Annotated in this window: 24 protein-coding genes; 10 read left to right on the top strand and 14 right to left on the bottom strand. The window is 70.0% G+C overall.

The window, feature by feature from the left end:
• Positions 1-11: 11 nt before the first annotated feature.
• Together AW274_RS42740 and AW274_RS28670 are read right to left on the bottom strand one after the other, a co-directional pair.
• Positions 12-194 carry a zf-HC2 domain-containing protein gene (locus AW274_RS42740; RefSeq protein WP_062438275.1) on the bottom strand — a complete coding sequence of 61 codons (183 nt, stop codon included), beginning with the start codon at positions 192-194 and terminating at the stop codon, positions 12-14.
• Complete coding sequence (locus tag AW274_RS28670; protein ID WP_062335413.1) at positions 194-763, bottom strand: sigma-70 family RNA polymerase sigma factor; 570 nt, start codon at positions 761-763, stop codon at positions 194-196. The genes AW274_RS42740 and AW274_RS28670 overlap by 1 nt, the downstream gene beginning before the upstream one ends.
• A 115-nt stretch (positions 764-878) precedes the next feature.
• On the opposite strand from AW274_RS28670, the gene AW274_RS28665 reads away from it, so the two are divergent.
• The 5 genes from AW274_RS28665 to AW274_RS28645 all read left to right on the top strand — a co-directional run bounded on the left by AW274_RS28665 (position 879) and on the right by AW274_RS28645 (position 6,710).
• Complete coding sequence (locus tag AW274_RS28665; protein WP_062438272.1) at positions 879-1,469, top strand: DUF4142 domain-containing protein; 591 nt, start codon at positions 879-881, stop codon at positions 1,467-1,469.
• Positions 1,470-1,488: 19 nt separating this feature from the next.
• On the top strand, positions 1,489-2,988 hold the full coding sequence (locus AW274_RS28660) for a DUF1996 domain-containing protein (protein WP_157520783.1): 1,500 nt from the start codon (positions 1,489-1,491) through the stop codon (positions 2,986-2,988).
• Between the two features lie 141 nt (positions 2,989-3,129).
• Positions 3,130-3,819: a hypothetical protein gene (locus tag AW274_RS28655; protein ID WP_062438264.1), complete on the top strand. Its 690-nt coding sequence runs from the start codon at positions 3,130-3,132 to the stop codon at positions 3,817-3,819.
• 3 nt (positions 3,820-3,822) lie between these two features.
• Positions 3,823-5,283, top strand: a complete 1,461-nt coding sequence (locus tag AW274_RS28650; RefSeq protein WP_062438261.1) for an NADH-quinone oxidoreductase subunit NuoF family protein — start codon at positions 3,823-3,825, stop codon at positions 5,281-5,283.
• 62 nt (positions 5,284-5,345) lie between these two features.
• Positions 5,346-6,710, top strand: a complete 1,365-nt coding sequence (locus AW274_RS28645; protein ID WP_062438258.1) for an FAD-binding oxidoreductase — start codon at positions 5,346-5,348, stop codon at positions 6,708-6,710.
• Here the strand turns inward: AW274_RS28645 and AW274_RS28640 are convergent.
• The 11 genes from AW274_RS28640 to AW274_RS28590 form a co-directional block, all read right to left on the bottom strand.
• A complete protein-coding gene (locus AW274_RS28640) occupies positions 6,688-8,571 on the bottom strand; it encodes an acetoacetate--CoA ligase (RefSeq protein WP_062438255.1) in 1,884 nt (627 codons plus the stop codon). The two genes, AW274_RS28645 and AW274_RS28640, sit on opposite strands and share 23 nt — an antisense overlap.
• Before the next feature lie 31 nt (positions 8,572-8,602).
• Entirely contained in the window at positions 8,603-9,316 is a 714-nt protein-coding gene (locus tag AW274_RS28635) for an HAD family hydrolase (RefSeq protein WP_198169492.1), read from the bottom strand.
• 79 nt (positions 9,317-9,395) lie between these two features.
• On the bottom strand, positions 9,396-10,031 hold the full coding sequence (locus tag AW274_RS28630; protein WP_083974982.1) for an HAD family hydrolase: 636 nt from the start codon (positions 10,029-10,031) through the stop codon (positions 9,396-9,398).
• 13 nt (positions 10,032-10,044) lie between these two features.
• Entirely contained in the window at positions 10,045-10,551 is a 507-nt protein-coding gene (locus AW274_RS28625) for a DUF6912 family protein (RefSeq protein ID WP_062438245.1), read from the bottom strand.
• A 20-nt stretch (positions 10,552-10,571) separates the two neighbouring features.
• Positions 10,572-11,222: an HAD family hydrolase gene (locus AW274_RS28620; RefSeq protein WP_062438241.1), complete on the bottom strand. Its 651-nt coding sequence runs from the start codon at positions 11,220-11,222 to the stop codon at positions 10,572-10,574.
• Between the two features lie 15 nt (positions 11,223-11,237).
• Positions 11,238-12,527, bottom strand: coding sequence for a beta-N-acetylhexosaminidase (gene nagZ, locus AW274_RS28615; RefSeq protein WP_232320460.1), 1,290 nt, complete (start codon positions 12,525-12,527; stop codon positions 11,238-11,240).
• 17 nt (positions 12,528-12,544) lie between these two features.
• Positions 12,545-14,230 (bottom strand): phosphoenolpyruvate--protein phosphotransferase, encoded by a 1,686-nt coding sequence (gene ptsP / locus AW274_RS28610; RefSeq protein WP_062438237.1) that lies wholly within the window; start codon positions 14,228-14,230, stop codon positions 12,545-12,547.
• A complete protein-coding gene (locus tag AW274_RS28605; protein ID WP_062438235.1) occupies positions 14,230-14,487 on the bottom strand; it encodes an HPr family phosphocarrier protein in 258 nt (85 codons plus the stop codon). Before AW274_RS28605 ends, ptsP begins: the two co-directional genes overlap by 1 nt.
• 56 nt (positions 14,488-14,543) lie before the next feature.
• On the bottom strand, positions 14,544-14,990 hold the full coding sequence (locus tag AW274_RS28600; RefSeq protein WP_062438231.1) for a PTS sugar transporter subunit IIA: 447 nt from the start codon (positions 14,988-14,990) through the stop codon (positions 14,544-14,546).
• On the bottom strand, positions 14,987-15,226 hold the full coding sequence (locus tag AW274_RS28595) for a PTS sugar transporter subunit IIB (RefSeq protein WP_062438226.1): 240 nt from the start codon (positions 15,224-15,226) through the stop codon (positions 14,987-14,989). The genes AW274_RS28600 and AW274_RS28595 overlap by 4 nt, the downstream gene beginning before the upstream one ends.
• 30 nt (positions 15,227-15,256) lie before the next feature.
• On the bottom strand, positions 15,257-16,282 hold the full coding sequence (locus AW274_RS28590) for an SIS domain-containing protein (RefSeq protein WP_062439436.1): 1,026 nt from the start codon (positions 16,280-16,282) through the stop codon (positions 15,257-15,259).
• A 121-nt stretch (positions 16,283-16,403) separates the two neighbouring features.
• On the opposite strand from AW274_RS28590, the gene AW274_RS28585 reads away from it, so the two are divergent.
• From AW274_RS28585 to AW274_RS28575, 3 genes are all read left to right on the top strand, one after another.
• The gene (locus AW274_RS28585; RefSeq protein WP_231515337.1) at positions 16,404-17,165 is read left to right on the top strand and encodes a GntR family transcriptional regulator; all 762 of its coding nucleotides are present in this window, start codon (positions 16,404-16,406) and stop codon (positions 17,163-17,165) included.
• 16 nt (positions 17,166-17,181) lie between these two features.
• Positions 17,182-18,426 (top strand): PTS transporter subunit EIIC, encoded by a 1,245-nt coding sequence (locus AW274_RS28580; protein ID WP_062438223.1) that lies wholly within the window; start codon positions 17,182-17,184, stop codon positions 18,424-18,426.
• A gap of 424 nt (positions 18,427-18,850) precedes the next feature.
• Positions 18,851-19,348, top strand: a complete 498-nt coding sequence (locus AW274_RS28575) for an Rv3235 family protein (protein ID WP_062438222.1) — start codon at positions 18,851-18,853, stop codon at positions 19,346-19,348.
• Positions 19,349-19,660: 312 nt separating this feature from the next.
• Here the strand turns inward: AW274_RS28575 and secA are convergent, their stop codons facing one another.
• Positions 19,661-22,456 (bottom strand): preprotein translocase subunit SecA, encoded by a 2,796-nt coding sequence (gene secA / locus AW274_RS28570; RefSeq protein ID WP_062438219.1) that lies wholly within the window; start codon positions 22,454-22,456, stop codon positions 19,661-19,663.
• 213 nt (positions 22,457-22,669) lie between these two features.
• Here secA and AW274_RS28565 point away from each other — a divergent pair, with 213 nt between their 5' ends.
• Positions 22,670-22,939: a hypothetical protein gene (locus tag AW274_RS28565; RefSeq protein ID WP_062438218.1), complete on the top strand. Its 270-nt coding sequence runs from the start codon at positions 22,670-22,672 to the stop codon at positions 22,937-22,939.
• Positions 22,940-22,979: 40 nt separating this feature from the next.
• Entirely contained in the window at positions 22,980-24,113 is a 1,134-nt protein-coding gene (locus AW274_RS28560; protein WP_062438216.1) for a winged helix-turn-helix domain-containing protein, read from the top strand.
• The last annotated feature ends 3 nt before the right edge of the window (positions 24,114-24,116 follow it).

Genomic DNA, 24,116 nt, shown 5'->3' with positions numbered 1-24,116 from the left:
CGTCACGCGGATTAGTTGGTTCGCTCCGATGAGGACTTCACGTCATCGAGCAGGCCGGGGAGCTCGGCCATCACCTTGAGCTCCTGCCGACACCGCTCACACGCGTCGAGGTGGCGTTCGAAGGCCTCGACATCGGCGTCGTCAAGCACCCCGAGGGCGTAGGCCGCCACTTCGAAGTGTGACGACTCAGACATCAGCTGGCCACTCCCCTCTCCTTCAGGACCCCGCGAAGGGAACGCAGAGCGTAGTACAGCCTCGATTTCACAGTACCCGGAGGAATCCCCAGAATCACCGCGGCCTCGTTAACCGTACGGTCCCGTAAGTATGTCTGTTCGATAACTTCTCGGTGATCGGCGCTTAGACCGCGCAAGGCATCAGCGACGACGATCGCCGCCAGGGTCTTGTCGGCACCGTCGGGCACCGCGATGCTGTCCGCTTCGGGTGGTTCCACCTCCCGAGGACGGACACCGCGGCGGCGGCGGCCGTCGATCACGATGCGGCGAGAGACGGTGAGGAGCCATGCCCAGAGCAGTCCCCTCTCCCACGTCAGTTTCGCCGCGTTACGCCAGGCACGAAGCAACGTCTCCTGAACGACGTCCTCCGCCCACTGAAGGTCGTTGCCGGTCGTCTGCCTGACCTGACGGAGCAACGGACCACCGAACTCGTTATAGAGCTCCCTGATGAGGCGATCATCCCAATCAGGGTCTACGTCGGGGTCCAGACGCTCGAACCGGCTGTCGAGTTGTCGGCGCACAGGCCACATATTTGCACCAGGGTTTGTGGCCTGTACACAACTCTGACAACTCTCGTCATTTCTAACTATTCCTGAACCATCCGCCACAAGCCCGCGTACCTCCCCCCGAAAGAGAGGAGGCGCCATGCGGTTCCGGTTCGGGGAACTCGTGGTCTTCGCGGTTTTCCTGTTCGCGGCGGCCGTCGCCGTCATCGTCGTCGTGCCCCAGGAACAGGCGACGGCGCAGCAGGGTTTCACTTCGACCCGGTGGGGCCCGTTGAGCCCCGCCGACAGGGACTTCCTCGTGAAGGTGCGGTGGGCGGGGCTCTGGGAGATCCCCGCCGGCCGCTGGGCTCAGGAGCGCTCGACCAACGAGAAGGTCAAGATCGCGGGCAACCACCTCATGGTCGACCACGCGAAGCTCGACGAGCAGGTGCGCGCCGAAGCCTCCGCGCTCGGTGTGCCGCTCCCCAACGATCCCAACCCCGACCAGCAGCGCTGGCTGGGTGAGATGTCGAACGCGACCGGCGCCCAGTTCGACCAGATCTTCGCCGACCGGCTGCGAGCCGCCCACGGCAAGGTCTTCTCCACGGTCGCCGCGATCCGCGCAGGGACGCGGAACGAGAGGATCCGCGCCTTCGCCGCGGAGGCCAACGTGGTCGTCATGAAGCACATGCGTGTGCTCGAGGAGACCGGCCTGGTGGACTACTCCGCACTCCCGGTCCCGCCGGTCTAACCAGGAGGAAAAGAAGAACATGCGTAAACGCGCCCTCGCCATGGCGGGAGCTCTGCTGGCCGGATCACTGATCCTGCCGAGCTTCCCGACGCCGGCCTTCGCGGCCTGCGACCCACGCATCGGCGGCGCCGAGTGCGACGCACTCGGCCCGGCCCTGAGCGACTTCGTCGACATCCGCCGCGTCGGCCGTGCGAACGGTGTCGTCGCAGGTGGCGGATCGTTCACCTCGCAGTGTGGCCGCAACGAAAGAGGGCACCGCAACTCCGACAACCACATCGTCGCGCCGGGTGTGACGAACGGCGCGCACCACGTCCACGACTACGTGGGCAACGTCACCACCAGCGGGTTCTCAACCGACCAGTCGCTCGCCGCCGGTGGCACGACCTGCCGGAACGGCGACAGGTCCGCGTACTTCTGGCCCATCCTCCGCCTCCGGCCGGACCTGAGGCTGCAGGGCCAGAACAACAACCAGAACAACCGTCAGCAGCAACAGCAGCAGGACCCCAACCAGCAACAGCAGGACCCGAACCAGCAACAGCAGGATCCCAACCAGCAGCAGGACCCGAACCAGCAGCAGCAGGACCCCTCCGCCCAGCCTCAGCAGCAGCAACAGCAACAGCAGCAGCAGCAGGGCGACCAGGCCGCACCCAACGATCAAGCCGTCAATGACCAGGCTGCGCAGCAGAGCGACCAGTCCGTCAATGACCAGGCGGGGAACACCGGCCAGGCCGACCAGAGCCAGCAGTCCGGCGCGAACGCCGGCAACGGCACCGCGCAGGCGCAGAGCTTCAGCAGGCAGCAGCCCCAGCCCGAGAACCAGAGCCGCTTCGGCAATCGCGGCAACAACAACGGCGGCCGGGGCAACAACGGCAACAACAACGGGAACAACGGCGGGAACAACAACGGCGGCAACAACGGCGGCCAGCAGCCCCAGCCCAGCCAGACCGGCCAGCCCCCGCGGCCCGGCCAGGACGGCTCGGAGATCGGCGGCTTCGCCGACGGCAACGTCGGCCAGATCCTGACCCCCCGTGCGGTCCAGCTCCAGTTCCGCGGCAACCGGTTCAGCCGGGTCGTCGCGATGCCCCGTTTCCTGCGTGTGATCACCGGTGACGCCAAGGCGGCCACCAACGGTCCGGCCAACGCACGGGCGCAGTGGACCTGCTCCGGTTTCCAGAACCGGGCTTCCGACAAGTATCCGGTCTGTCCGAGAGGCAGCCTCGTGATGCGCATCCTGGACTTCCCGAGCTGCTGGGACGGTCAGAACACCGACAGCGCCAACCACCGGACGCACATCGTGTTCCCCGACCAGAGCGGCCGCTGCCCCCAGGGCACCCAGGCCGTCCCCCAGCTGCGCATGACCCTGGCCTACGCGGTTCCGCAGGGCGCCAGCTTCGCCGTGGACGCGTTCCCCGAGCAGAAGCACAGCCCGATCACCGACCACGCCGACTTCCACAACGTCATGCCCAACAACCTCATGAACTTCATGGTGCAGTGCATCAACCGTAATCGCCGCTGCTGATCGGCGGCCTCAGAGCCCTCGGCAGATCCCCCCTAACCGGAGGAATCAGTGTCAAAAAGGCGGGCTCATCGACGATCCGAACGCTTCGACCTCCAGAAGCGAGGCGTTCGGATCGTCCTGGGCTCTCTCGCGTTCACCATCATGGCCGGATCACTGCTCGGCGCCCGTCTGGGGTTGAGCACTCAGGTCCTGCTGATGGCGCAGGAGTTCCTCACGTTCTACGCGGGCGTCTTCTCGCTCGTGGCGCTCACGGCGACCGTGGGTCTCGGACTGCTCACGTCCGAGCGCATGATCCTGCCGATCAGGTGGCGCGTCCGGGCACAACTCGTGCACCGGGGCGCCGCCCTGATCGGGGTCGGCTTCCTGGTCGTCCACATCGGCATGAAGATCGCGGCCGGGCTGGTCCCGTCGTACGGGTCGGTCATCCCCACCACCAGTCTGGCGGTGGGGGCCGGCGCCGTCGCGTCGGACCTGTTCATCGTGATCGTCGCCACCGGGGTGATGCGTGGCCGGTTCGCCATGGCCGTACACCCCTGGATCTGGCGTGGCCTGCACGACCTGGCCTATCTGGCCTGGCCCGTCTCGATCCTGCACGGCCTGGCGGCCGGACGGACGCCCGCGCCCTGGGTGGCGTGGAGCTACATCCTGTGCATCGTCGCCGTCGGCACCGCCCTCATGATCCGCGCGATCGTCTCGATACGACCGAAGACGACCATGCAGGACGAGATGGAGGAGCTGCCGATGCCGCAGGAGGACGCCAAGCGCAAGACGAACAGGCTGGCCGAGCGCGAGCAGGCCGCCCAGCCCCAGAAGCTAAGGAGGGTTGTCTAAGACATGATTCCCTACCGCGTCTCCAAGATCCGCAGGCTCGGTCCGGCCCGGCTCACCGCCGGACTCGACGAGCACCGCCGGATGGACCTCGACACTCACTACGAGATCCACGGCAAACTCGACGGCCAATCCGTCGACTCACTGATCTCGCTGGCTGAAGAGGTCGACCTGCGGGGACGCGGTGGGGCGGCCTTCCCGTTCGCGCGCAAGCTCAGGGCCGTCCAGGCCAACGCGCGCACCTCCGACACCGTCGTGCTGGTCAACGCCGCCGAAGGCGAGCCGGCCAGCATGAAGGACAAGATGCTGCTCACCCGCAAACCGCACCTCGTGCTCGAGGGCGCGCTGCTGGCGGCCAGTGCGCTGGACGCCAAAGAGGTGGTCATCGCCACCCCCGCGGGTGAGCTGGCGGAGGGCTCGATGCGTGCGGCCGTGGCCGAGCGCGGGCTCATCGGGTACGTCCGGGTGGCCGGCATCCAGGAGCGGTTCATCTCGGGCGAGGGCGGGTCCCTCGTCCGGGCGGTGAACGGCGAACTGGGCCAGCCGTCCGGACGGAAGGTCCGCACCAGCGACGCCGGGGTGCGCGGACTGCCCACCCTGTTGTCGAACACCGAGACGTTCGCCCAGCTCGCGCTGCTCGCCGAGCTGGGCCCGGAGGAGTACGGCTCCGTCGGCACCGTGCAGGAGCCCGGCACGACCCTGCTCAGCGTGAGCGGGTCGGTGAAGTCGCCCTCGGTCGTGGAGGTCACGCCGGGGGTGCCGCTGGCGCAGGTGCTCGACATGTGCGAGGCGGACGTCGGCGACGGCGTGCTGATCGGCGGCTACCACGGCAAATGGCTCAGCGCCGCCGACGCCTACGGCGCGATCGTGTCGCGCCGGGGCATGCAGCAGGCGGGCGGTGAGCTCGGCGCGGGCATCATCGTGCCGCTGGGCCCGGACACGTGTCCCCTCGGGGAGACGGTCCGGGTCGCCGCCTACCTGGCCCAGCAGTCGTCGGGGCAGTGCGGCCCGTGCCGCATCGGCCTGCCGGCGCTCGCGCGGGCCCTGTCGGAGCTCACCATGGGCGACCCGCAGGCCCACGACCTGGTGAAATCGGCCGCCACGGCGGTCAAGGGCCGGGGCGCCTGCTTCCACCCCGACGGGACCACCCGCTTCGTGCTCTCGGCCCTGGAGGCGTTCGCCGAGGACGTCGACGAGCACATCATCAACGGCTCGTGCGGCCGGGGTGTGAAGAACACCCTGCCGATGCCGATCACCGAGGCCAGCGACGTGCGGCTGGTGGTCGACTGGACCCGCTGCCAGGGCCACGGCCTGTGCGCCCACCTCATGCCCGACCTGGTGAAACTCGACCACCACGGCTTCCCGGTCTTCATGGACTCGCCGGTTCCGGCGTGGGCCAAGAGCGAGGCGCAGCGGGCGGTCGAGATGTGCCCGGCGCTGGCTCTCCGAGTCGACTCCCGGAAGTAATCGTTCCGTTATCCAAGCGGTCGTCTCACGAGGTAGTACCAACCCTCGGGGAGTGATTTGCAGTGGATCGTCGTGAATTTCTGTCCGCGGCGGCGCTCGCGCCGTTCGCGGGCGCGGCGCCCGACTGGGCGGCGCTGGACAGGGCGTTGAAGGGCCGTCTCGTACGGCCCGGCGACGCCTCCTACGCCACCGCCAAACGCGTCTTCAACGTCGCCTTCGACACCGCGACCCCCCGGGCCGTCGCCTACTGCGCCACCGCCGCCGACGTGGCGGCCTGCGTGGGGTTCGCCCGCCGCAACGGCCTGGTCGTGCATCCGAGGTCGGGCGGCCACTCGTACGCCGGCTGGTCGACCGGATCGGGCCTGGTCGTGGACGTCTCCCAGCTCAAGACCGTGCGGCTGGCCGGCGGCCTGGCCACGGTCGGGTCGGGGGCCAAGCTCATCGACGTCTACACGACGCTCGGCAAGAGCGGCGTCTCCATCCCCGCGGGCTCGTGCCCGACGGTCGGGGTGGCCGGTCTCACGCTGGGCGGCGGGATCGGGGTCGTCGCCCGCCGCTACGGCCTGACGATCGACGTGCTCAAGGCCGTCTCCCTCGTGACGGCCGGCGGGAAGCTGATCACGGCCACGGCCGACAGCCATCCCGAACTGTTCTGGGCGCTGCGGGGAGGCGGCGGCGGCAACTTCGGCATCGCCACCTCGTTCACCTACCAGACCCACCCCGTGCGCGACGTCACCGTGTTCACGATGCGCTGGCCGTGGTCGCAGGCGTTCGCCGTGGTGAAGAAGTGGCAACGATGGGCGCCCGGGGCGCCCGACGCGCTGTGGTCGAATCTGCACCTCTCCCAGGACCCGGGGCGGTCCGTCTCCGTCACCGGGCTCTATTTGGGCTCCAGATCGCGTTGTGAGGCCCTCCTGGCGGGTTTCCCGCCGTCGACACGGACGGTCAAATCGCTGAGTTACCTCCAGGCGATGTACTTCATGGCCGGCTGCTCGACCCTGGAGGCCTGCCACACGGGGCCCCGCGACCGGTTCAGCGCCAGCTCCCACTTCGCGTACAGCGAGATGAGCGACGCGACCATCAGGGCGCTCATCGCCCAGGTGGGCCGGCCGGGGCGGCACACGGTCCTGATCGACGCCCTGGGCGGGGCGGTCGGGCGCGTGGCCCCCGGCGCGACGGCGTTCCCGCACCGGAAGGCGCTGTTCAGCCTCCAGTACTACGCCCACTTCGACGGCGCAAGTGCCTGGGTCCGCTCGGCCCGCGATTCGATGACGCCGAGGCTCGGACGGCATGCCTACGTTAACTATCCCGATATAGCCCTAAAGGACTATAAGGATCAGTATTACGGGGCGAACGCCGCCCGGCTGGCCGCCGTGAAGAAGACCTACGACCCGACCGGGTTCTTCAGGCATCCGCAAGGGGTGTGAAGAACGCCAGCACCTCGGGGTTGGCCATGGCGTCGGGGTTGGCGGCCCGCTCGACCGGCGTGCCCTGCAAAATTTTGCGCACCGGCACTTCGAGCTTCTTGCCCGACAGGGTGCGCGGGATCCCCGGCACGGCCGTGATCTCGTCGGGCACGTGGCGCGGCGACAACTCGGTGCGCAGGGCGGTCTTCAGCCCCTTGACGAGGGTCTCGTCGAGGTCGTGGCCGTCGGCGAGGGCGACGTACAGGAGCAGTCTGCCCTCCTGGCCGAGGCGGCCGGTGTCGATGACGAGGCTGTCGGCCACGGCCTCGAAGCGCTCGACCACGCGGTAGAACTCGCTGGTGCCCATCCGCACCCCGCCCCGGTTGAGGGTCGAGTCGGAGCGCCCGTAGATGACGCTGCCGCCGTCGGGCAGGATCTTGATCCAGTCGCCGTGCCGCCAGACGCCGGGATACTCCTCGAAGTACGACTCCCGGTAGCGGCGGCCGTCGGGGTCGTTCCAGAACATGACCGGCATCGAGGGCATCGGCGCGGTGATGACGAGCTCGCCGACCTCGCCGGTGACGGGCTCGCCCGCCGGGTCGAACGCCTCGACGCGCGCGCCGAGCGAGCGGCACGGGATCACGCCCGCGCGCACCGGCAGGGTCCGCACCGCGCCGACGAAGCCGGTGCAGACGTCGGTGCCGCCGGAGAACGAGCCGAGCTGGACGTCGGCCGACACGTCGGCGGAGACCCAGGCGAAGCCCTCGGGCGGCAGCGGCGAGCCGGTCGAGCCGACGCCCTTCAGCGCCGCCAGGCCCGCCGGCTTCAGGCCGGCCTTCATCGAGGCGACGATGTAGGGGGCGCCGGTGCCGAAGTAGGTCACGCCCTCGTCGGCGACGAGGTCCCACAGGGCGCCGGTCGAGGGGTGGGCGGCCGAGCCGTCGTACAGGACGACCGTCGCGCCGACCAGCAGGCCGCCGATGAGGTAGTTCCACATCATCCAGCCGGTGGTGGTGTACCAGAAGAACCGGTCGCCCTCGCCGAGGTCCTGGTGGAAGGTGAGCGACTTCAGGTGCTCGACCACGATGCCGCCGTGGCCGTGCACGATGGGCTTGGGCAGCCCGGTCGTGCCGGAGGAGTAGAGCACCCAGAGCGGGTGGTCGAAGGGCACCCGGTCGAAGGCGAGGTCGCCGGGGCGGGTGAAGGAGTCCCACTCGGAGACCCGCACGGTCGCGTTGAGCGAGGGCAGCCGCGCGGCGATGTCGGCGACCACGCCGGTCCGGTCGAAGTACTTTCCGTTGTAGGTGTAGCCGTCGACGGCGAACAGGACCTTCGGCTCGATCTGGGTGAACCGGTCGATGATGGCCGGGGCCCCGAAGTCGGGCGAGCACGACGACCAGACCGCCCCCAGCGACGCGGTGGCGAGGAAGGCGATCAGCGCTTCGGGGATGTTCGGCAGATATCCGGCCACCCGGTCGCCCGTTCCGACGCCGTGCGCCACCAGTCCGGCCCGCGCTTTCGCGACTTCGTCGCGCAACTCTCCGAGCGTGTACGTCCGCCGCCCGCCCGATTCATCCCGAAATATCACTGCAATACGGTCAGCAGGCCCTTTTAGCGCGTTTTCCGCGTAATTAAGACGGCTGCCGGGAAACCACGATGCTTGCGGCATTTCTCCGGTTATGACCGGACCGTCGGAACGGTCGCCGACGACGCCGAAGTAATCCCAGACGGCGGTCCAGAAAGCGGCGGGCTCCTCCACCGACCACGACCACAACCCGTCGTAGGCGCCGGGCCGGCCGACCGCCTCCTGGAAACGGGTGATCCGGGCATCCCGGATGACCTCGGCCGATGGGACCCAGAGCACGTCGCCTTCACTCACCATGGCCCCATCCTGCTGCGAGGTCAGGGGGATGTCACTGTCGGCCCCCCACATAACGGTCGGTCAGCCGGGCCACCGCGGCGACCACCTCGGAGGCGTTCGACAGGTCGGGCAGCACGATGTCGGCACCCGCCTCGGCGAGCTCCGCGGCGGTCGACCGGCCCGACGCGACCGCGATCATCGCCGCCCCGGCGATCCGGGCCGCCTGCACGTCACGGGTCGAGTCGCCGATCAGCACGGCCTCGAACGGCGCGCGGTACTTCTCCTTGGCCCGCCCCTGGGCGACCTGGAGGAGGCTCGCCTTCGGGTAGACCTCCTCGCCGTAGCCGCCGACCTCGAAGTCGACGTACGTGTTCAGGCCGAAGGCCATCAGCTTGTGGACGGCGTTCGACTTGATGGTCCCGGTCAGCACCGACTGGACGGTGCCGTCGAGGCGGGAGACGGCGTGCAGCGCCTCTTTGGCGCCGGGCATCGCGCGGCCCTCCTTGGCGAGCCGCTTGCGCCGGTCGCCGAACGACCGGGCCAGGGCCTCGATGAACCTCGGCAGGTGACTGTCGTCGACCACGATGCCGTTGATCGCCAGCGTCTCGAAGATGATCTCCGAGTCGGGCCGCCCCATCGCGGGCGCCAGCTTCACGAGCGGACGCCCGGTGACCGCGCGGAACGCCTCGGCGTAGGCGTCCCGGGTGACGATCGTGACGTCGACCAGGGTGAGGTCGACGTTCCAGAGGACGAGTCGGCGGTCGATGGTTGCCTCCGGGGAAAGCGAATCTGCTTCAGAAAGCAGGTGACTTGGCCCAGGGTAAGCCCCTCTGTCCCGCTTCGGGTCAGATCAGATCCATTGCGTCTGAAAGCGAGTCGACCACCGGGAAGCCCAGCGCGGCGAGCTCCGCGCGGCTGGTCATGCCGCCCGTGTAGAGGATCGCGCGGGCGCCGACGTGCCGGGCGGCGACGCCGTCGTCGACGCTGTCGCCGATCACCACGACCTTGGCGGGGTCGACGTCGAGGGCCCGCACGTGGGCCTCCATGTGGTCGGCCTTGTGGTCGGCGCGGCCGGCGGGGCGCAGGCCGTCGACCCGGGTGAAGTGGTGGTCGATGCCGAACTCGGCGATCTTGGGGACCAGCCGTTCGTGCTGCCACATCGACAACAGCGACTGGCTGCGGCCGGAGTCGCTCCAGGCGGCGAGGCTCGCCACCGCCCCCTCGGCCAGGAGGCAGGCCTCCATGAGCCGGTGGTAGTGGTCGTGGAAGCCCCGGTCGAGCAGCTCCCACTCGCCCTCTTCGAGGGCGCGGCCGATCATTCGTTCGTACGCGACCCAGATCGGGCGGCAGTAGACGCTGCGGAACCCGTCGAGGTCGATGGGGGCCAGCCCGTAGGGGCGGAAGATCTCGTTGGTGGCGTTCACGACGGCGTCGGAGTCGTGAAAGAGGGTGCCGTTCCAGTCCCAGACGATGTGTGTCATAACGCTGCCCAGGTTATCCGAGGACGTCGGGGATCTCCTGGGTGGCGTACCAGAGCAGCTCGTGGGCCTCGGCGCCGTCGACGGTGAACCGCGCGTCGTCGTCGCCGGCGTCGGCGGCCTTGAGGGCCAGCGCGGCGGCCTCGACGTCGGGCGCCGCCGACTCCTCGTCGACGTGGGCGGCCTGGATCAGCCGCATCGCGACCGGCGCGCCGAGCCTGACCCGGCCGCGCTCCGACACGTCGGGGCTGACCTGGACGTCGGCGTCGGGCACGTCGGCCGCGATCACCACCCGGCGGGCCGGGGCGGTCACGCCGTCGGCCAGGTCGGCCGCGATCATCCGGAGCGACGCGCGGGCCGCCTCCGTGAGGGCCACGTATTCGAGCTCCTCGGTGTCGCCGGAGACGTACCACTCCACGAGGGCGGGCGTCACGGCGAACCCGGTCAGCGGAGCGGGGCCCAGCTCACCCGCGGCGGCCGTGCGGGCCAGCGCGGAGAGCGTGCACGGAAGGTAGACACGCATGCGACGAGTGTGCCAGCAAGTCACGGAAGGGCGCGCAACGGCACCTTCAGCAGCGTCTCCAGTTCGGCGATGGTCGAGTCGGCGTGCGTGTGCAGGATGCCGGTGAAGCCGAGCTCGCGCGCGGCGACGATGTTGCCCTCGATGTCGTCGATGAAGACGCACTCCGACGGTTCGAGCCCGACCAGCCCGACGGCGTGCGCGAAGATGCGCGGCTCGGGTTTGCGCATGCCGACCTCGCCCGAGATGACGACGGCGTCGAACGCCTCCTCCCAGCCGGTGCGGTCGTAGTCGTTGCCCCACGAGTTCGACACCAGGCAGGTCTTGTAACCGGCCTTGCGCGCCCGGCGGAGCATCTCGAACATCGCCTCGACCGGCAGGAACCCGGCGAACATGCGCTCCAGCAGCCCCTCGGCGACCGGCGCGGCCCCGTCGAGCGTGCGCAGCTCGGCGGCCAGGCCCGTCTCGAACGCGAGCGCGGTGATCTCGCCGCGCTCCAGCGTGTGGATCGGGTTCTCGGCGCCGCCGCCGTACGCCGCCGTGATGAGGCGGCGCATGACGTCGCGGTAGTGGTCGGCGTCGATGTTGTCGCCGACCAGCCACGTGTTGATGGACTCGGCCATGCTCGTGGTGAGCACTCCGGCCCAGTCGATAAGCACCCCTTTGACCGTCATGTGGTCAAAGGGTAGTCATTTCGCGGCGAGGGTGATCCGCCGGGCCACCGCGCGGTGCTCACTGGTCTTCATGAGCTTCACGGCCTGGGCCGGGGCCGGGAACGTGCGCGGGTCGCCGAGACGGAACTCGCCCTTCAGGTGGAGGATGCGCCCGACCGACTGGTTCAGCCGCGTCGCGGTGATGCGGCCCGACTCCACCGCGGCCAGCACGGCGTCGCGGGCCACCCCGAAGTCGGGCGGCATGAGCAGCATGTCGGCCCCGGCCAGGATCGCCCGGACGGCCACCTCGCCGTCGCCGTACTTCTTGCGGACGCCGTCCATGTTGAGCGCGTCGGTGAAGACGACGCCCTCGAAACCGAGCTCGCCCCGTAGCACCCCGGTGAGGATCTTCTTCGACAACGTGGCCGGGTCGCCCGACGGGTCGAGCGCGGGCATCACGATGTGCGCGCTCATCACGGCGTCGACGTCGTTGGCGATGGCCTCCTTGAACGGCGGCGCGTCGAGCTTCTCCCACTCCTTGCGCGTGTGGTCGATGACCGGCAGCGAGGTGTGGCTGTCGACGTTGGTGTCGCCATGGCCGGGGAAGTGCTTCACCGTCGCCGCGACCCCGCCGTCGTGGAAACCCTGCACGGCCGCGCCGACCATGTCGGCCACCTTCTCGGGATCGTTCCCGTAGGCGCGCGGCCCGATGACCGGGTTGTTCGGGTTGACGTTCACGTCGGCGACGGGGGCGAAGTCGAGCGAGATGCCGAGCGCGTTGAGCTCCTCGGCGGTGACGCGAGCCGCGTCGCGCGCGTTGCGCAGGTCGCCGGTCTGCCCGATCACCGAGGCGCCGGGCACCTCGGTGACGATGCCCTTGAGCCGGGAGACGATGCCGTTCTCCTGGTCGACGCCGATCAGCACCGGCACCTTCTTCGCCGCCGCGCGCAGCCCCGCGGTGAACGTGGCCACCTGGCGGGCGCTCTCGATGTTGCCCGTGCCGGGGAACAGGATGACGCCGCCCAGGTGGTAGCGCTGGATCACCTCGGCCGGGCTGCCCACGCCGTAGCGCGCCAGGTTCTCCGGGTGGGACGCGCGGGCCGAGGAGCCGTAGAGCACCGGCATGAAGAGCTGGCCGACCTTCTCCTCGACCGTCATCTTCTCCATCGGGTCGTCGGAGGGAGACGGCGACGGTGCGGGCGAGGGGGGCGGGGCGACGACCGAGGTCGTCGGGGAACTGGGGAGAGCGGTGCGTGGCGGGGTGCTCGAACACCCCGCCACGACGACGAGCAGACCGGCGCCGAGCAGCGCCCTGTGGAGGGACACCTCAGACACCGTAGTGGTTAGAGCCCCAGATCACCCAGGCCGGTCAGGATGGCGCGGGCCGCCTCCTTCGCCTCGGACGCGCCCGGTGCCGACCGGGCGGCCTCGGCCGCCGCGCGGCACTGGTCGAGGGTGTGCCGGGCCAGCGACGCGCGCACCCACGGCAACGCCGGGGAGCCCATCGACAACGACGTCACGCCCAGTCCGACCAGCACGCAGGCCAGCACCGGATCGGCCCCGGCCTCGCCGCAGACGCCGCAGCTCTTCCCGGCCGCGCCCGCCGCCCCGGCGGCCAGCGCGATCAGGTCGAGCACCGCCGGATGCCAGGGGTCCTGCAGGTCGGAGACGCCGGCGATCTGGCGGTCGGCGGCCATGGCGTACTGGGTGAGGTCGTTGGTGCCGATCGAGAAGAAGTCGACCACCTTCGCCAGGTCGTGGGCGCGCAGCGCGGCCGACGGCACCTCGATCATGATGCCGGCGGTCTCCAGCCCGGCCGCGTGGCAGGCGTCGGCGAACCAGGCCGCCTCGGCGACGGTCGCCACCATCGGGGCCATGACGTAGGGGATCGCCTCGGTGCCCTCGGCGGCGCGGGCCAGCGCGCCGAGCTGGGCGGCCATCATGTCGGGGTAACGGCGGAACATGCGCAGGCCGCGTTCGCCGAGCGCCGGGTTGGGCTCCTCGCCGGGCGGCGGCAGGAACGCGAGCGGCTTGTCGGCGCCCGCGTCGAGGGTGCGCACCACCACCCGGCCGCCGGGGAACGCCTCGAACACGGCCCGGTAGGCGGCCTGCTGCTCCTCCTCGGTCGGCGCGTCGGCGCGGTCGAGGAAGAGGAACTCGGTGCGGTAGAGGCCGACGCCCTCGGCGCCGTTCGCCAGCGCGCTCTCCAGGTCCTTCGGGCCGCCGACGTTCGCCAGCAGCGGCACGGGGTGGCCGTCGGCGGTGGCGCCGGGTCCGGTCGTACCGGAAAGCGCCTCGGCGCGGGCCCGCGCGGTCGCGACGGCGGCCCGCGCGGCGGCGGGCTCCGGCTCGATGACGACCTCGCCGGTCGCGCCGTCGACCAGCAGCAGCGTGCCCTGCACCAGCGCGGTCGCGCCCGCGCACCCGACCACGGCCGGCACGCCCATCGCGCGGGCCAGGATCGCGGTGTGACTGGTCGGCCCGCCGTCTTCGGTGACGAACGCGGCGACCAGGTTCCGGTCGAGCAGCGCCGTGTCGGCGGGCGCCAGGTCGCGGGCCACCAGGATGTACGGCTCGGCCGCGTCGACCGGCACGCCGGGCATCGCCGACCCGGTCAGCCGGGCGACGGCCCGGTCGCGGATGTCGTCGAGGTCGGCCACGCGCTCCCCGAGGTATCCCCCGGCCGCCGCGAGCAGGTCGCGGTAGGCGCCGAAGGCCTCGTACACGGCCCTGTCACCGGAGACCCCCGCGTCGACGAGTTCGCCGACGCCGTCGGCCAGGCCCGGGTCGCGGGCCATCATCGCCTGGGCCGACAGCACCTCGGCGACCTCTCCCCCGGCGCGTTCGCCGCGGGCCTCCAGGTCGGCGGCCACCTCTTCGAGCGCGGCCTGCACGCGGGCCTTCTCGGCCGCGGCGTCGCCGTCGTGGACGGCGCCCTTCGGGGGCTCGGGGATCGAGCCGGTCAGCAGGTGGGCGGCGGCGTAGCCGGTGCCGGGGCTGACGCCGGAGCCGGTGAGCGTGGTGGCCATCAGGGCGCTCCGGCGATCGAGGCGAGTTCGTCGAGCAGTTCGTCGGCGCCGTCGCCGTCGGTGCTGATGGTGATGGCGTCGCCCTTCTTCACGTCGAGGGCGAGCACCGACAGGATGCTCTTGGCGTCGACCGGCGTGCCGTCGCCCTTGGCGAGGGTCACGCTGGCGGGCGACCTGGTCGCGGTCTGCACGAACGTGGCGGCCGGACGGGCGTGCAGGCCCACCTCCGCCTCGACGATGAGCCTTCGTTGCGGCACGCTGCCTCCTCTGGGTCCGGCGGTCCGGACCACTCATCCAAACACCCGGTTCGGGGTCAATGCCAGTCGAAGAGGGGATCGCCCGCTTCGACCGGTCCGCTCACCACGCCGGAGACGCTCTCCGGCCCGGCGTCCAGGGCGATCACCGGACAGACCGGCGAATACCCCTCCTCGTCGACGGCACGCGGATGCCAGGCGACGACCGGTTGCCCGGCCGTGACGAGGTCGCCTTCGACTGCCAGCAGTTCGAAGCCGGCGCCGCGCAGTTTCACGGTGTCGACCCCGAGATGGGTCAGCACGCCCCGGCCGTCGTCGCCGACGACGATGTAGGCGTGCGGGTGCAGCTTGACCAGCCGCCCGGCGATCGGCGCGACCGCGACCTGCGGCCCGCGCGCCGGGTCGACGGCCGCGCCCGGACCGACCATGGCCTGCGAGAACACGGGGTCGGGCACGGCCGGCAGCCCGACCGCGCGGCCGTTCACCGGAGAGTGGACGGTCGTCAAGCGGAGTCCAGCAGGTCGTCGATGTCGCTGGCGATCGTGTCGGCCTCCGGCCCGACGACGACCTGCACGACGTTCCCGGTGACCATCACGCCGTGGGCGCCCGCCTTCTTCAGCACGTCGTGGTCGACCTTGGAGGCGTCCCGCACCTCGGTCCGGAGCCGCGTGATGCACGGCTCCACCTCGATGATGTTGGCCGGCCCGCCCAGTGCCGCGACGATCTTCTCCGCATCCGCCATGACGCCTCCCTCTGGATCTTCAGGCGAACCCTACTCGTCGGTCTGGGTGACCTTGTTGAGGCCGCGGGGCGCGTCGGGGTCGTAGCCGAGCCGGCGGGCCAGCGCCTCGGTGAGCAGCTGACCGGGCACGATCAGCCCCAGCGGCGCCACCCATTCGGGCAGGTCGGGACCGTTGAGCGCGGCCGTCGAGGCGCTCGCCAGGGCGTGGCCGCCGCCGACGCCGTAGGCCGCCGCGCCCGCGCCGGTCACCCGCTCGGCCAGCGCGACGGTGCCCGGCAGGGTCGGCCCCTCGCCCGCGGCGACCAGGATCGCCGGGGTGTCGGCGTCGACGACCGCGATCGGGCCGTGCAGGAGGTCGGCGTACGACAGGCCCATGGCGTGCAGGTAGCACGCCTCCTTGAGCTTCAGCGCCAGTTCGAGCGCGGTCGAGAAGGCCAGCCCGCGCCCCGACACGACCACGCCCGGCTTGTCGGCCAGCCCCTCGACCAGGGCGTCGAGGTCGCCCGGGTCCTCGATGAGCTTCTGGATGGCGTCGGGCGCCTTGCGCAGATCGTCCTTGTGGACGTCGGCCCCGAGGCCCAGCGCCAGCACCGCCATGGCCGCCAGCTGGGTCGTGTACGTCTTGGTCGCCGGCACCGCCTTCTCCTCGCCGGCGACCGTGCACAGGGCGAGGTCGGCGGCCTGCGCCAGCGGGCTCTGCTCGCCGCCGTTGGTGATGGCGACGGTCTTCGCGCCGCAGTCGCGGGCCCAGTCGAGGGTCTCGACGATCTCCTCGGTCCGGCCCGACTGCGAGACGGCCACGGCGAGCACCCCGTCGAGGTCGAGCTTTCGGCGGTAGGTTGTGGCGATCGACGGCGCGGCCAGCGCCGCGAGGCGACCGGCGTGCGACTCGATGAGGTAGCGCCCGTAGACGGCGGCGTTGTCCGAGGTGCCGCGGGCGATGAACAGCAGGTGGCGGGTCTGTCCGGCGAGAGAGGTGACTTCGGGGATTCGGGGGAGCAGGGCGTCCAGCGTGGCGCGCAGGGCGGCCGGCTGTTCGGCGATCTCACTGCGCATCTTCGTCGTCGTCACGTGCCCATCCTGTAATCGGTCCGTACGTTGACAGACATTTCGGCGGTGTGGTCTAGTCCGGACTAGACCAGTACGAACCATAACAAAGCGGAGAGGGGAGGCGACAGTGGCCGGCATCGACGCCCGGGGGACCGGCGCCACGATCGACCCCGACAGCCCAGTCCCGAAGTACTTCCAGCTCCGCGAGATCATCCTCGACCTCATCGAGAGCAACGAGCTGCCCATCGGCGCGGCGATCCCCTCGGAACGCGAGCTCTGCCAGCGTTTCGGCCTCTCCCGCATGACGGTACGCCAGGCGGTCGATCACCTGGTCAGCGAGGGGCGGCTGCACCGCGTACCGGGAAAGGGCACCTTCGTCGCCCGCCCGAAGATCGAGCTGGCGCTCCAGCTCACGTCGTTCAGCGACGACATGCGCGCCCGCGGCCTGGAGCCCGGCAGCCGCGACCTCGACCGCCGGGTGGTCCGGGCCAGCGCCCACCTCGCCCGCGAACTCGGCATCGCCCCGGGTGACGAAGTTCACTTCATCGAACGCCTGCGCACCGCCGACGGCGAACCCCTCGCGATCGAGCGCGCCCACATCCCCCTCGCGCTCGCCCCCGACCTGGAGAGCTACGACCTTTCCGGCCGATCCCTGTACGCGCTCCTGGAGTCCCGATACGGTCTGATCCTCGACGCCGGGGAACTCACGATCGACGGCGGAATCGCCGACCCGAGCGACGCAGACCTGCTGAAACTCCCGCGCGGCGGTGCCGTGCTGCTGCTCTCCCGCCGGTCCTACGCCGGCGGTGTCTGCGCCGAGCTGGGCGTGTCGACCTACCGGGCCGACCGCTACCAGCTCCGTACACTCCTGGAGCCACGGCGGGCCTAGAGACCCGGGAGGAACGATGGCCGCCACGATGACCGTGTTGTCGCGGATCGGACGCTCCCTCATGCTCCCGATCGCGGCCCTGCCCGCCGCCGCGATCCTGCTCCGGGTCGGCCAGGACGACCTGCTCGGCCGCACCTCGAACGAGACCCTCGACAAGGTCGCCCGCATCGTCGGCGGCGCCGGCGGCGCCCTGTTCGACGCGCTCCCCCTGCTGTTCGCGATCGGCGTGGCGGTCGGCTTCGCCCGCAAGTCCGACGGCTCGACGGCGCTGGCCGCCGTGGTGGGCTACCTGGTCTGGGACCGGGTCACCCACCTGATGTTCTTCGACTCCTCCCTGCGCCCCCGCGTCGCCCAGACGGTGGTCACCGCCGGCACCCCCGCCGAGGCGTTGAACCTGGCCGCCGCCAACCCGACGGGCGTGCTGGGCGGAATCCTGATGGGCCTGGTGGCGGGCCTGCTGTGGCAGCGCTACCACCGCATCAAACTGCCGCCATGGCTGGCCTTCTTCGGCGGCCGCCGCTTCGTCCCCATCCTGACCGCCCTGGCGGGCCTCCTCCTGGGCGTGCTCTTCGGCCTGATCTGGCCCCCCATCGGCCAGGGGTTGTCGTCGTTCGGCGACTGGCTGGCGACCCACTCGACGCTCGGGGCAGGCATCTACGGCGTGGTCAACCGCGCCCTGATCCCCCTGGGCATGCACCACTTCGTGAACTCGATCGTGTGGTTCACCGTGCCCGAGTGCACCGTCAACGGCCTGCACACGGCGGGCGACCTGAACTGCTACTTCGCCGGCCAGGACGGCGCCGGGGCGTTCATGGCAGGCTTCTTCCCGGTGATGATGTTCGGCCTCCCGGCGGCCGCCATCGCCATCTGGCGCGCCGCTCCCCCGCACCGCCGCAACGCGGTCGGCTCCATCATGATCTCCGCGGCCCTGGTGTCGTTCGTGACGGGCATCACCGAACCGATCGAGTTCGCCTTCATCTTCGTCGCGCCCGTGCTGTTCGTGGTGCACGCGCTGCTGACGGGGTTGTCGATGGCACTGGTGGCGGGGCTGGGAGGGCGGCTGGGGTTCGGCTTCTCGGGAGGCGCGATCGACGCGACGCTGAACGCGACCAAGGACAACACCCACAACTTCGCCTTGATCATGGCGATCGGGGTGGTCTATTTCGTGGTGTACTACGCGGTCTTCACCTTCTTGATCAAACGCCTCAACATCATGACCCCAGGCCGAGACCCGGACTCCGACCTAGACACCACGCCCTGACCTCTCCCGCCACCTCCTCACGGCGCTCGGCCCCGTGGCTCATCACAGCAACTCGCGGAACAGGTCATCTCGTTGGCTCATCCCGGAGACTCTTCGACGTGGCGCACCAGAGCACTCCGCCCCGCAGTCCGACACGGCAGCCCAAGCGGAGGCCCGAAGGGCCGGCGTGCTGAGACCGCCATGGCCAGCACCCGGCGCACCATGGCACCGCTTGCTCTGGCAAGCGGAGCTTCCGGGCTCGCACTGTCAGGTGAAGCGTCTCCCGCCCGGGTGCCTGGCGGTCCATACCAACCTGGTCGCTTCTATCGGGATGTATGCCGATCCGACATCCTCGATGAGTGGAGAAACCTACGGCGGCGTATTCGAGCGCCCTGCCCGAAACCTCTATCAGGTGTCCCTATCCCCTGACCTCCACGGAGCCACGATGCCTCTCCCCCGGCTCGCCCCGACCCCCACACCTGACCCTGTTTACGTCCACTCGGCGGACATAGACCGCGTCTCCCTCGCCGACGCTGCGCCCTCCCTGCCCGTCGAGGTCCACCGCCTGCGCCAACCCGCGCCGCGCACCGACGGCTCGCTGGCCCTGGCCCGCGAGCCGGAGCCCGCCCCCTTCCCGATGCCCGACGAGCGGCGGCTGCGCAGCCTCGTTCAGGCGCTGGCCGAGATCCTGGCCGGTCGCCGTCCTCCGCAGACGATCCAGAGCCGGCTCAGCGCTCCGGCCTACGCGAGCCTTCTACGCGCCGGAAAGATGATCGACAGCACTCGTCCGCCGTGGGTGGGGGTGCCCCGTGTCCAGCAGCCGAACGACGACACGGTGGAGATGTGCGCCCTGGTCCGCTGCACCCCCCGCAGCCGCGTCCTGGCGGCCCGTCTGGAACGCCGTGGCGTCCAGTGGGTCCTGACGGAGTTCGAGACGGCCTGACCCAACTCGGGGCCTGCTGTGCGCCGCTCCGGAACCCCTGCGGCGCACAGCGGAGCCCTCAGTCCGGCACACCGGATGGCCCCTGCATCGCACAAGCGCTTCACATCGTGCATGGCTCGGCTCCGACCGCGCGTCGGCGAACCGTCGCCTGTGCCGTGGGCCGCCTGGCAACCCTACGGCGCACGGCGGAGCTGGAACCCTGTCTGCGGACACGCCACCGGTGAGCGATCGCCGCTCGGGCGGGCTCAGGTCGTACATGCGAAAGCCCTCTCCTTCGTCGTGAAGGAGAGGGCTTCGGCGTTGACTACCAGGCTAGGCGGTCGCGTTCTTCGGGTCGCCGTGGCAGCGCTTGAACTTCTTGCCCGAGCCGCACGGGCAGGGCGCGTTGCGCTCGACGTTGCCGTAGTTGGCGCGCTGTTCCGGGGTCGAGCGGCGGACCTCGACCTCGCCGTCTTCGCCCGGGCCCGAGTAGCTCATCTGCGGCTGCGGGCGGCGGAGGGCGTTGGCGATGATCGAGCCCGCTTCGGCGACGGCCGCGTTGGGGCCTGCGCCCGCCTCGTAGGAGATCGGGCTCTCGGCCACCGGCTGCGGGGGCTGGTAGCGGAACAGGAAGTTGACCGAGTTCTCCTTGATGCCCTCGAGCATCGCGGCGAACATGTCGTAGCCCTCGCGCTGGTATTCGATCAGCGGGTCGCGCTGGGCGTAGGCGCGGAGGGCGATGCCCTCCTGGAGGTAGTCCATCTCGTAGAGGTGCTCGCGCCACTTGCGGTCGAGCACGTCGAGGATGACGCGGCGCTCGGCGTCGCGCAGGACCTCGGCGCCGAACTCCTCCTCGCGCTTGCGGTAGGCGGCCAGGATGTCGGCCTTGACCTTCTCCTCCAGCAGGGCGGCGTCGATGCCCTCGCGGCCGCCGGCCTCCTCGGCCAGGTCGTCGATCTTGACGGAGATCGGGTAGAGCTGGCGGAAGGCGTTCCAGAGCTTGTCGAGGTCCCACTCTTCGGCGAAGCCCTCGGAGGTGGCGCCCTTCACGTAGCCGCTGACGACGTCTTCGATGAAGGTGTTGACCTGGTCGTGGAGGTCGGCGCCCTCGAGGACCTTCTGGCGCTCGGCGTAGATCACCTTGCGCTGGCGGTTCATGACCTCGTCGTACTTGAGGACGTTCTTGCGGATCTCGAAGTTCTGCTGCTCGACCTGGTGCTGGGCCGAGGCGATCGCCTTGGAGACGATGCCCGACTCGATCGGCTGGTCTTCGGGGATGTTCAGCCGCGTCATGATCATCTCGACCCGGGCCGAGTTGAACAGGCGCATCAGGTCGTCTTCGAGCGACAGGTAGAAGCGGGACTCGCCGGGGTCGCCCTGACGGCCGGAACGACCGCGCAGCTGGTTGTCGATGCGGCGGGACTCGTGGCGCTCGGTGCCCAGGACGTAGAGGCCGCCGAGGACGGTGACCTCTTCGTGCTCGGCCTTGACGGCCTCCTTGGCCTTCTCGAGCGCCTCGGCCCAGGCCTTCTCGTATTCCTCGGCGGTCTCGACCGGGTCGAGGCCGCGGCTGCGGAGTTCGAGGTCGGCGCGGAACTCGGGGTTGCCGCCGAGCATGATGTCGGTGCCTCGACCGGCCATGTTGGTGGCGACGGTGACGGCGCCCTTGCGGCCCGCCTCGGCGATGATCGCGGCCTCACGCGCGTGGTTCTTCGCGTTCAGCACCTCGTGGCGGACGCCCTTGTGCTTGAGCATGCGCGACAGGCGCTCGGACTTCTCGACGGAGGTGGTGCCGACGAGGACCGGCTGGCCGGCCTCGTAGCGCTCCTTGATGTCGTTGACGCACGCCACGAACTTCGCGTCTTCGGACTTGTAGACCATGTCGGACTGGTCTTTACGGACCATCGGCCGGTTCGTCGGGATCGGCACGACGCCCAGCTTGTAGGTCTGGTGGAACTCGTTGGCCTCGGTGGCCGCGGTGCCGGTCATGCCGGACAGCGTGGTGTAGAGGCGGAAGTAGTTCTGGAGGGTGATCGTGGCGAGAGTCTGGTTCTCGTCCTTGATCTTCACGGCTTCCTTGGCCTCGATGGCCTGGTGCATGCCCTCGTTGTAGCGGCGGCCGTGGAGCACGCGGCCCGTGAACTCGTCGACGATCAGGACCTCGCCGTCGACGACGATGTAGTCCTTGTCCTTCTTGAACAGTTCCTTCGCCTTGAGGGCGTTGTTCAGGTATTGGACGAGGTGGGTGTGCTCGGGCTTGTAGAGGTTGTCGATGCCCAGCAGGTCTTCGACCTTCTCGACGCCCGCCTCGAGGATGCCGACCGTGCGCTTCTTCTCGTCGACGACGTAGTCGCCGGTGCTCTCGGTGCCGTCCTTGCCCTCGACGCCCTTGCGGAGGCGGGGGACGATCTTGGCGAACTCGGAGTACCACTTGCCGGACTGCTCGCCGGGACCGGAGATGATCAGCGGGGTGCGGGCCTCGTCGATGAGGATCGAGTCGACCTCGTCGACGACGGCGAAGTTGTGGCCGCGCTGGACGAGCTCCTCGATCGACCACGCCATGTTGTCGCGCAGGTAGTCGAAGCCGAACTCGTTGTTGGTGCCGTAGGTGATGTCGGCGGCGTACTGCCGGCGGCGCTCGTCGGACGGCATGTTGGCGAGGATGCAGCCGACCTCGAGGCCCAGGAAGCGGTGGACGCGGCCCATGGTCTCGGAGTCGCGCTTGGCCAGGTAGTCGTTGACCGTGACGACGTGGACGCCCTTGCCGGAGATCGCGTTGAGATAGGCGGGGAGAGTACAGGTGAGGGTCTTGCCCTCACCGGTGCGCATCTCGGAGATGTTCCCCATGTGGAGGTTGGCGCCGCCCATGATCTGTACGTCGAAGTGACGCTGGCCCAGCACGCGGCGCGCGGCCTCGCGGACCACCGCGAAAGCTTCGGGCAACAGATCGTCGAGGGATTCACCCTCGGCGTGGCGATCGCGGAACTCCTGGGTCTGCGCCCGCAACTCCTCGTCGGAAAGACTCTTGAAGTCTTCTTCAATGGAGTTGACCTGCTCGGCGATGCGCTTCAGCTTGCGCAGCGTCTTACCTTCGCCGGCGCGGAGAATTCGGTCGAGAATGGCTGCCACTTTTGTAAAGCTCCTCGCAGGTCTGAGGACGAGACACACTTCCCCTGTGCCATGGTAGGCCGTTCGACCACCAGACACAGCCACCACGAGATTCAGCGGGGAGCGGCGCGGCGGACCGGGGGACGGGGTCGATAGGCTCAACCCTGTCAAACGTAAGGAGACCGCCTGGTGTTCCAGTCAGGGACGCGGAAGGCGCGAATCGGGTAGGGCGGAATGGCAGAGACCTCACACCAGGGAAGCCACGCGGGCAGCGCGAAGTCGTGGGTCGCGGTGACGACGATCCTGATCGGCACGATCATCAGCGGCGCGGGCCTGACCGGGCTGGGCGCCGACACGGCCAACTGGACCATGGTCTGGGTCGGCGTCGGCGTGTCGGCCGTGGGCGCCGTCCTCGCCCTGGTCTTCGACGTCTTCTCCGACGTCGTGATCGACGCCCCCCGCGTCATGGACGCCCGAGAGCACCACAGCCCCTTCGAACACTGACCCGTCAGAACTGTCGGTACCCCCGGCTACAGTCGGCCGGATGGACCTCACGGCCGACGAAGCACGGCGGCTCATCCTGCGCGCCCAGGGTTTCCTGGGCGCCGGCGGCCGCAGGGGCGGCCCGGCGGGCATGCTGCGCCGCCTGGGCGCCGTGCAGCTCGACACGATCTCGGTGCTGGCCCGCTCCCATGAACTGGTCGCCTACGCCCGGCTGGGCGCGATCGGCCGCCCGGCGGTCGAGCAGGCCTACTGGAGCGGGTCGGCCTTCGAATACTGGTGCCACGCGGCCTGCATCCTGCCGATCGAGCACTGGCCGGTCTACGCCTTCCGCCGCCGCGCCTACCGCGAGCGGAGGTTCCGCTGGCACGAGGTGCCCGCCACGGTGGGCGACGTCCTCGACCGCGTACGCCGAGACGGCCCCCTGACCACCGGTGACCTGGGCGGCGCCAAGAAGGGCGGCCCGTGGTGGGACTGGTCCGACGCCAAGATCTCCATCGAGTTCCTGCTCGACGTGGGCGACGTCGTCTGCGTACGGCGGGTGGGCTGGCGGCGGGTCTACGACCTGGCCGAACGCGCGATCCCCGCCGAGCACCGCGAGATCGACCTGACCGACGAAGAGTGCGTGACCCGGCTGACGGCGATCGCGGGCCGCTCCCTCGCCGTGGCGACCAGGGCCGACCTGGTCGACTACACCCGGGTCAAGGACAAGCACGCCGCGATGCTCGACGACGCCCTGCTCAGCGGGGCGAGCGGGCTGGTCCCGGTGACGGTCGCGGGCTGGCCGGCTGCCCGCAAGGGCGGCCCGAACGCCTGGGCCGACCCCGAGGCGCTGGCCCTGGGCGAGGCGCGGGGCCGCCACCGCACCACCCTGCTGAGCCCCTTCGACTCCCTGATCTGGGAACGCGCGCGGGCCGAACGCGTCTTCGGCATGACCCACCGCCTGGAGGCCTACGTCCCGAAGGAGAAGCGCGTCCACGGCTACTTCGCGATGCCGGTCCTGCACGGCGGGAAGCTGATCGCCCGCGTCGACCCGGCCCGCGAGGGGACCACCCTGGTCGCCAAGCGGGTGACCCTCGAACCGGGCGTGACCAAGCTCGACGCGGTCGAAGAGGCCCTGCGCGAGGCGGCGACGTGGGTGGGCTGCACGGGCCTGCGGATCGAAGAGATCAGATGAAAA

The sequence above is a fragment of the Herbidospora daliensis genome (assembly GCF_001570585.1).
Taxonomy (GTDB): Bacteria; Actinomycetota; Actinomycetes; order Streptosporangiales; family Streptosporangiaceae; genus Herbidospora; species Herbidospora daliensis.
The sequence above is the reverse complement of the archived record's forward strand: the minus strand, read 5'-3'. Positions and strand labels throughout refer to the sequence as shown.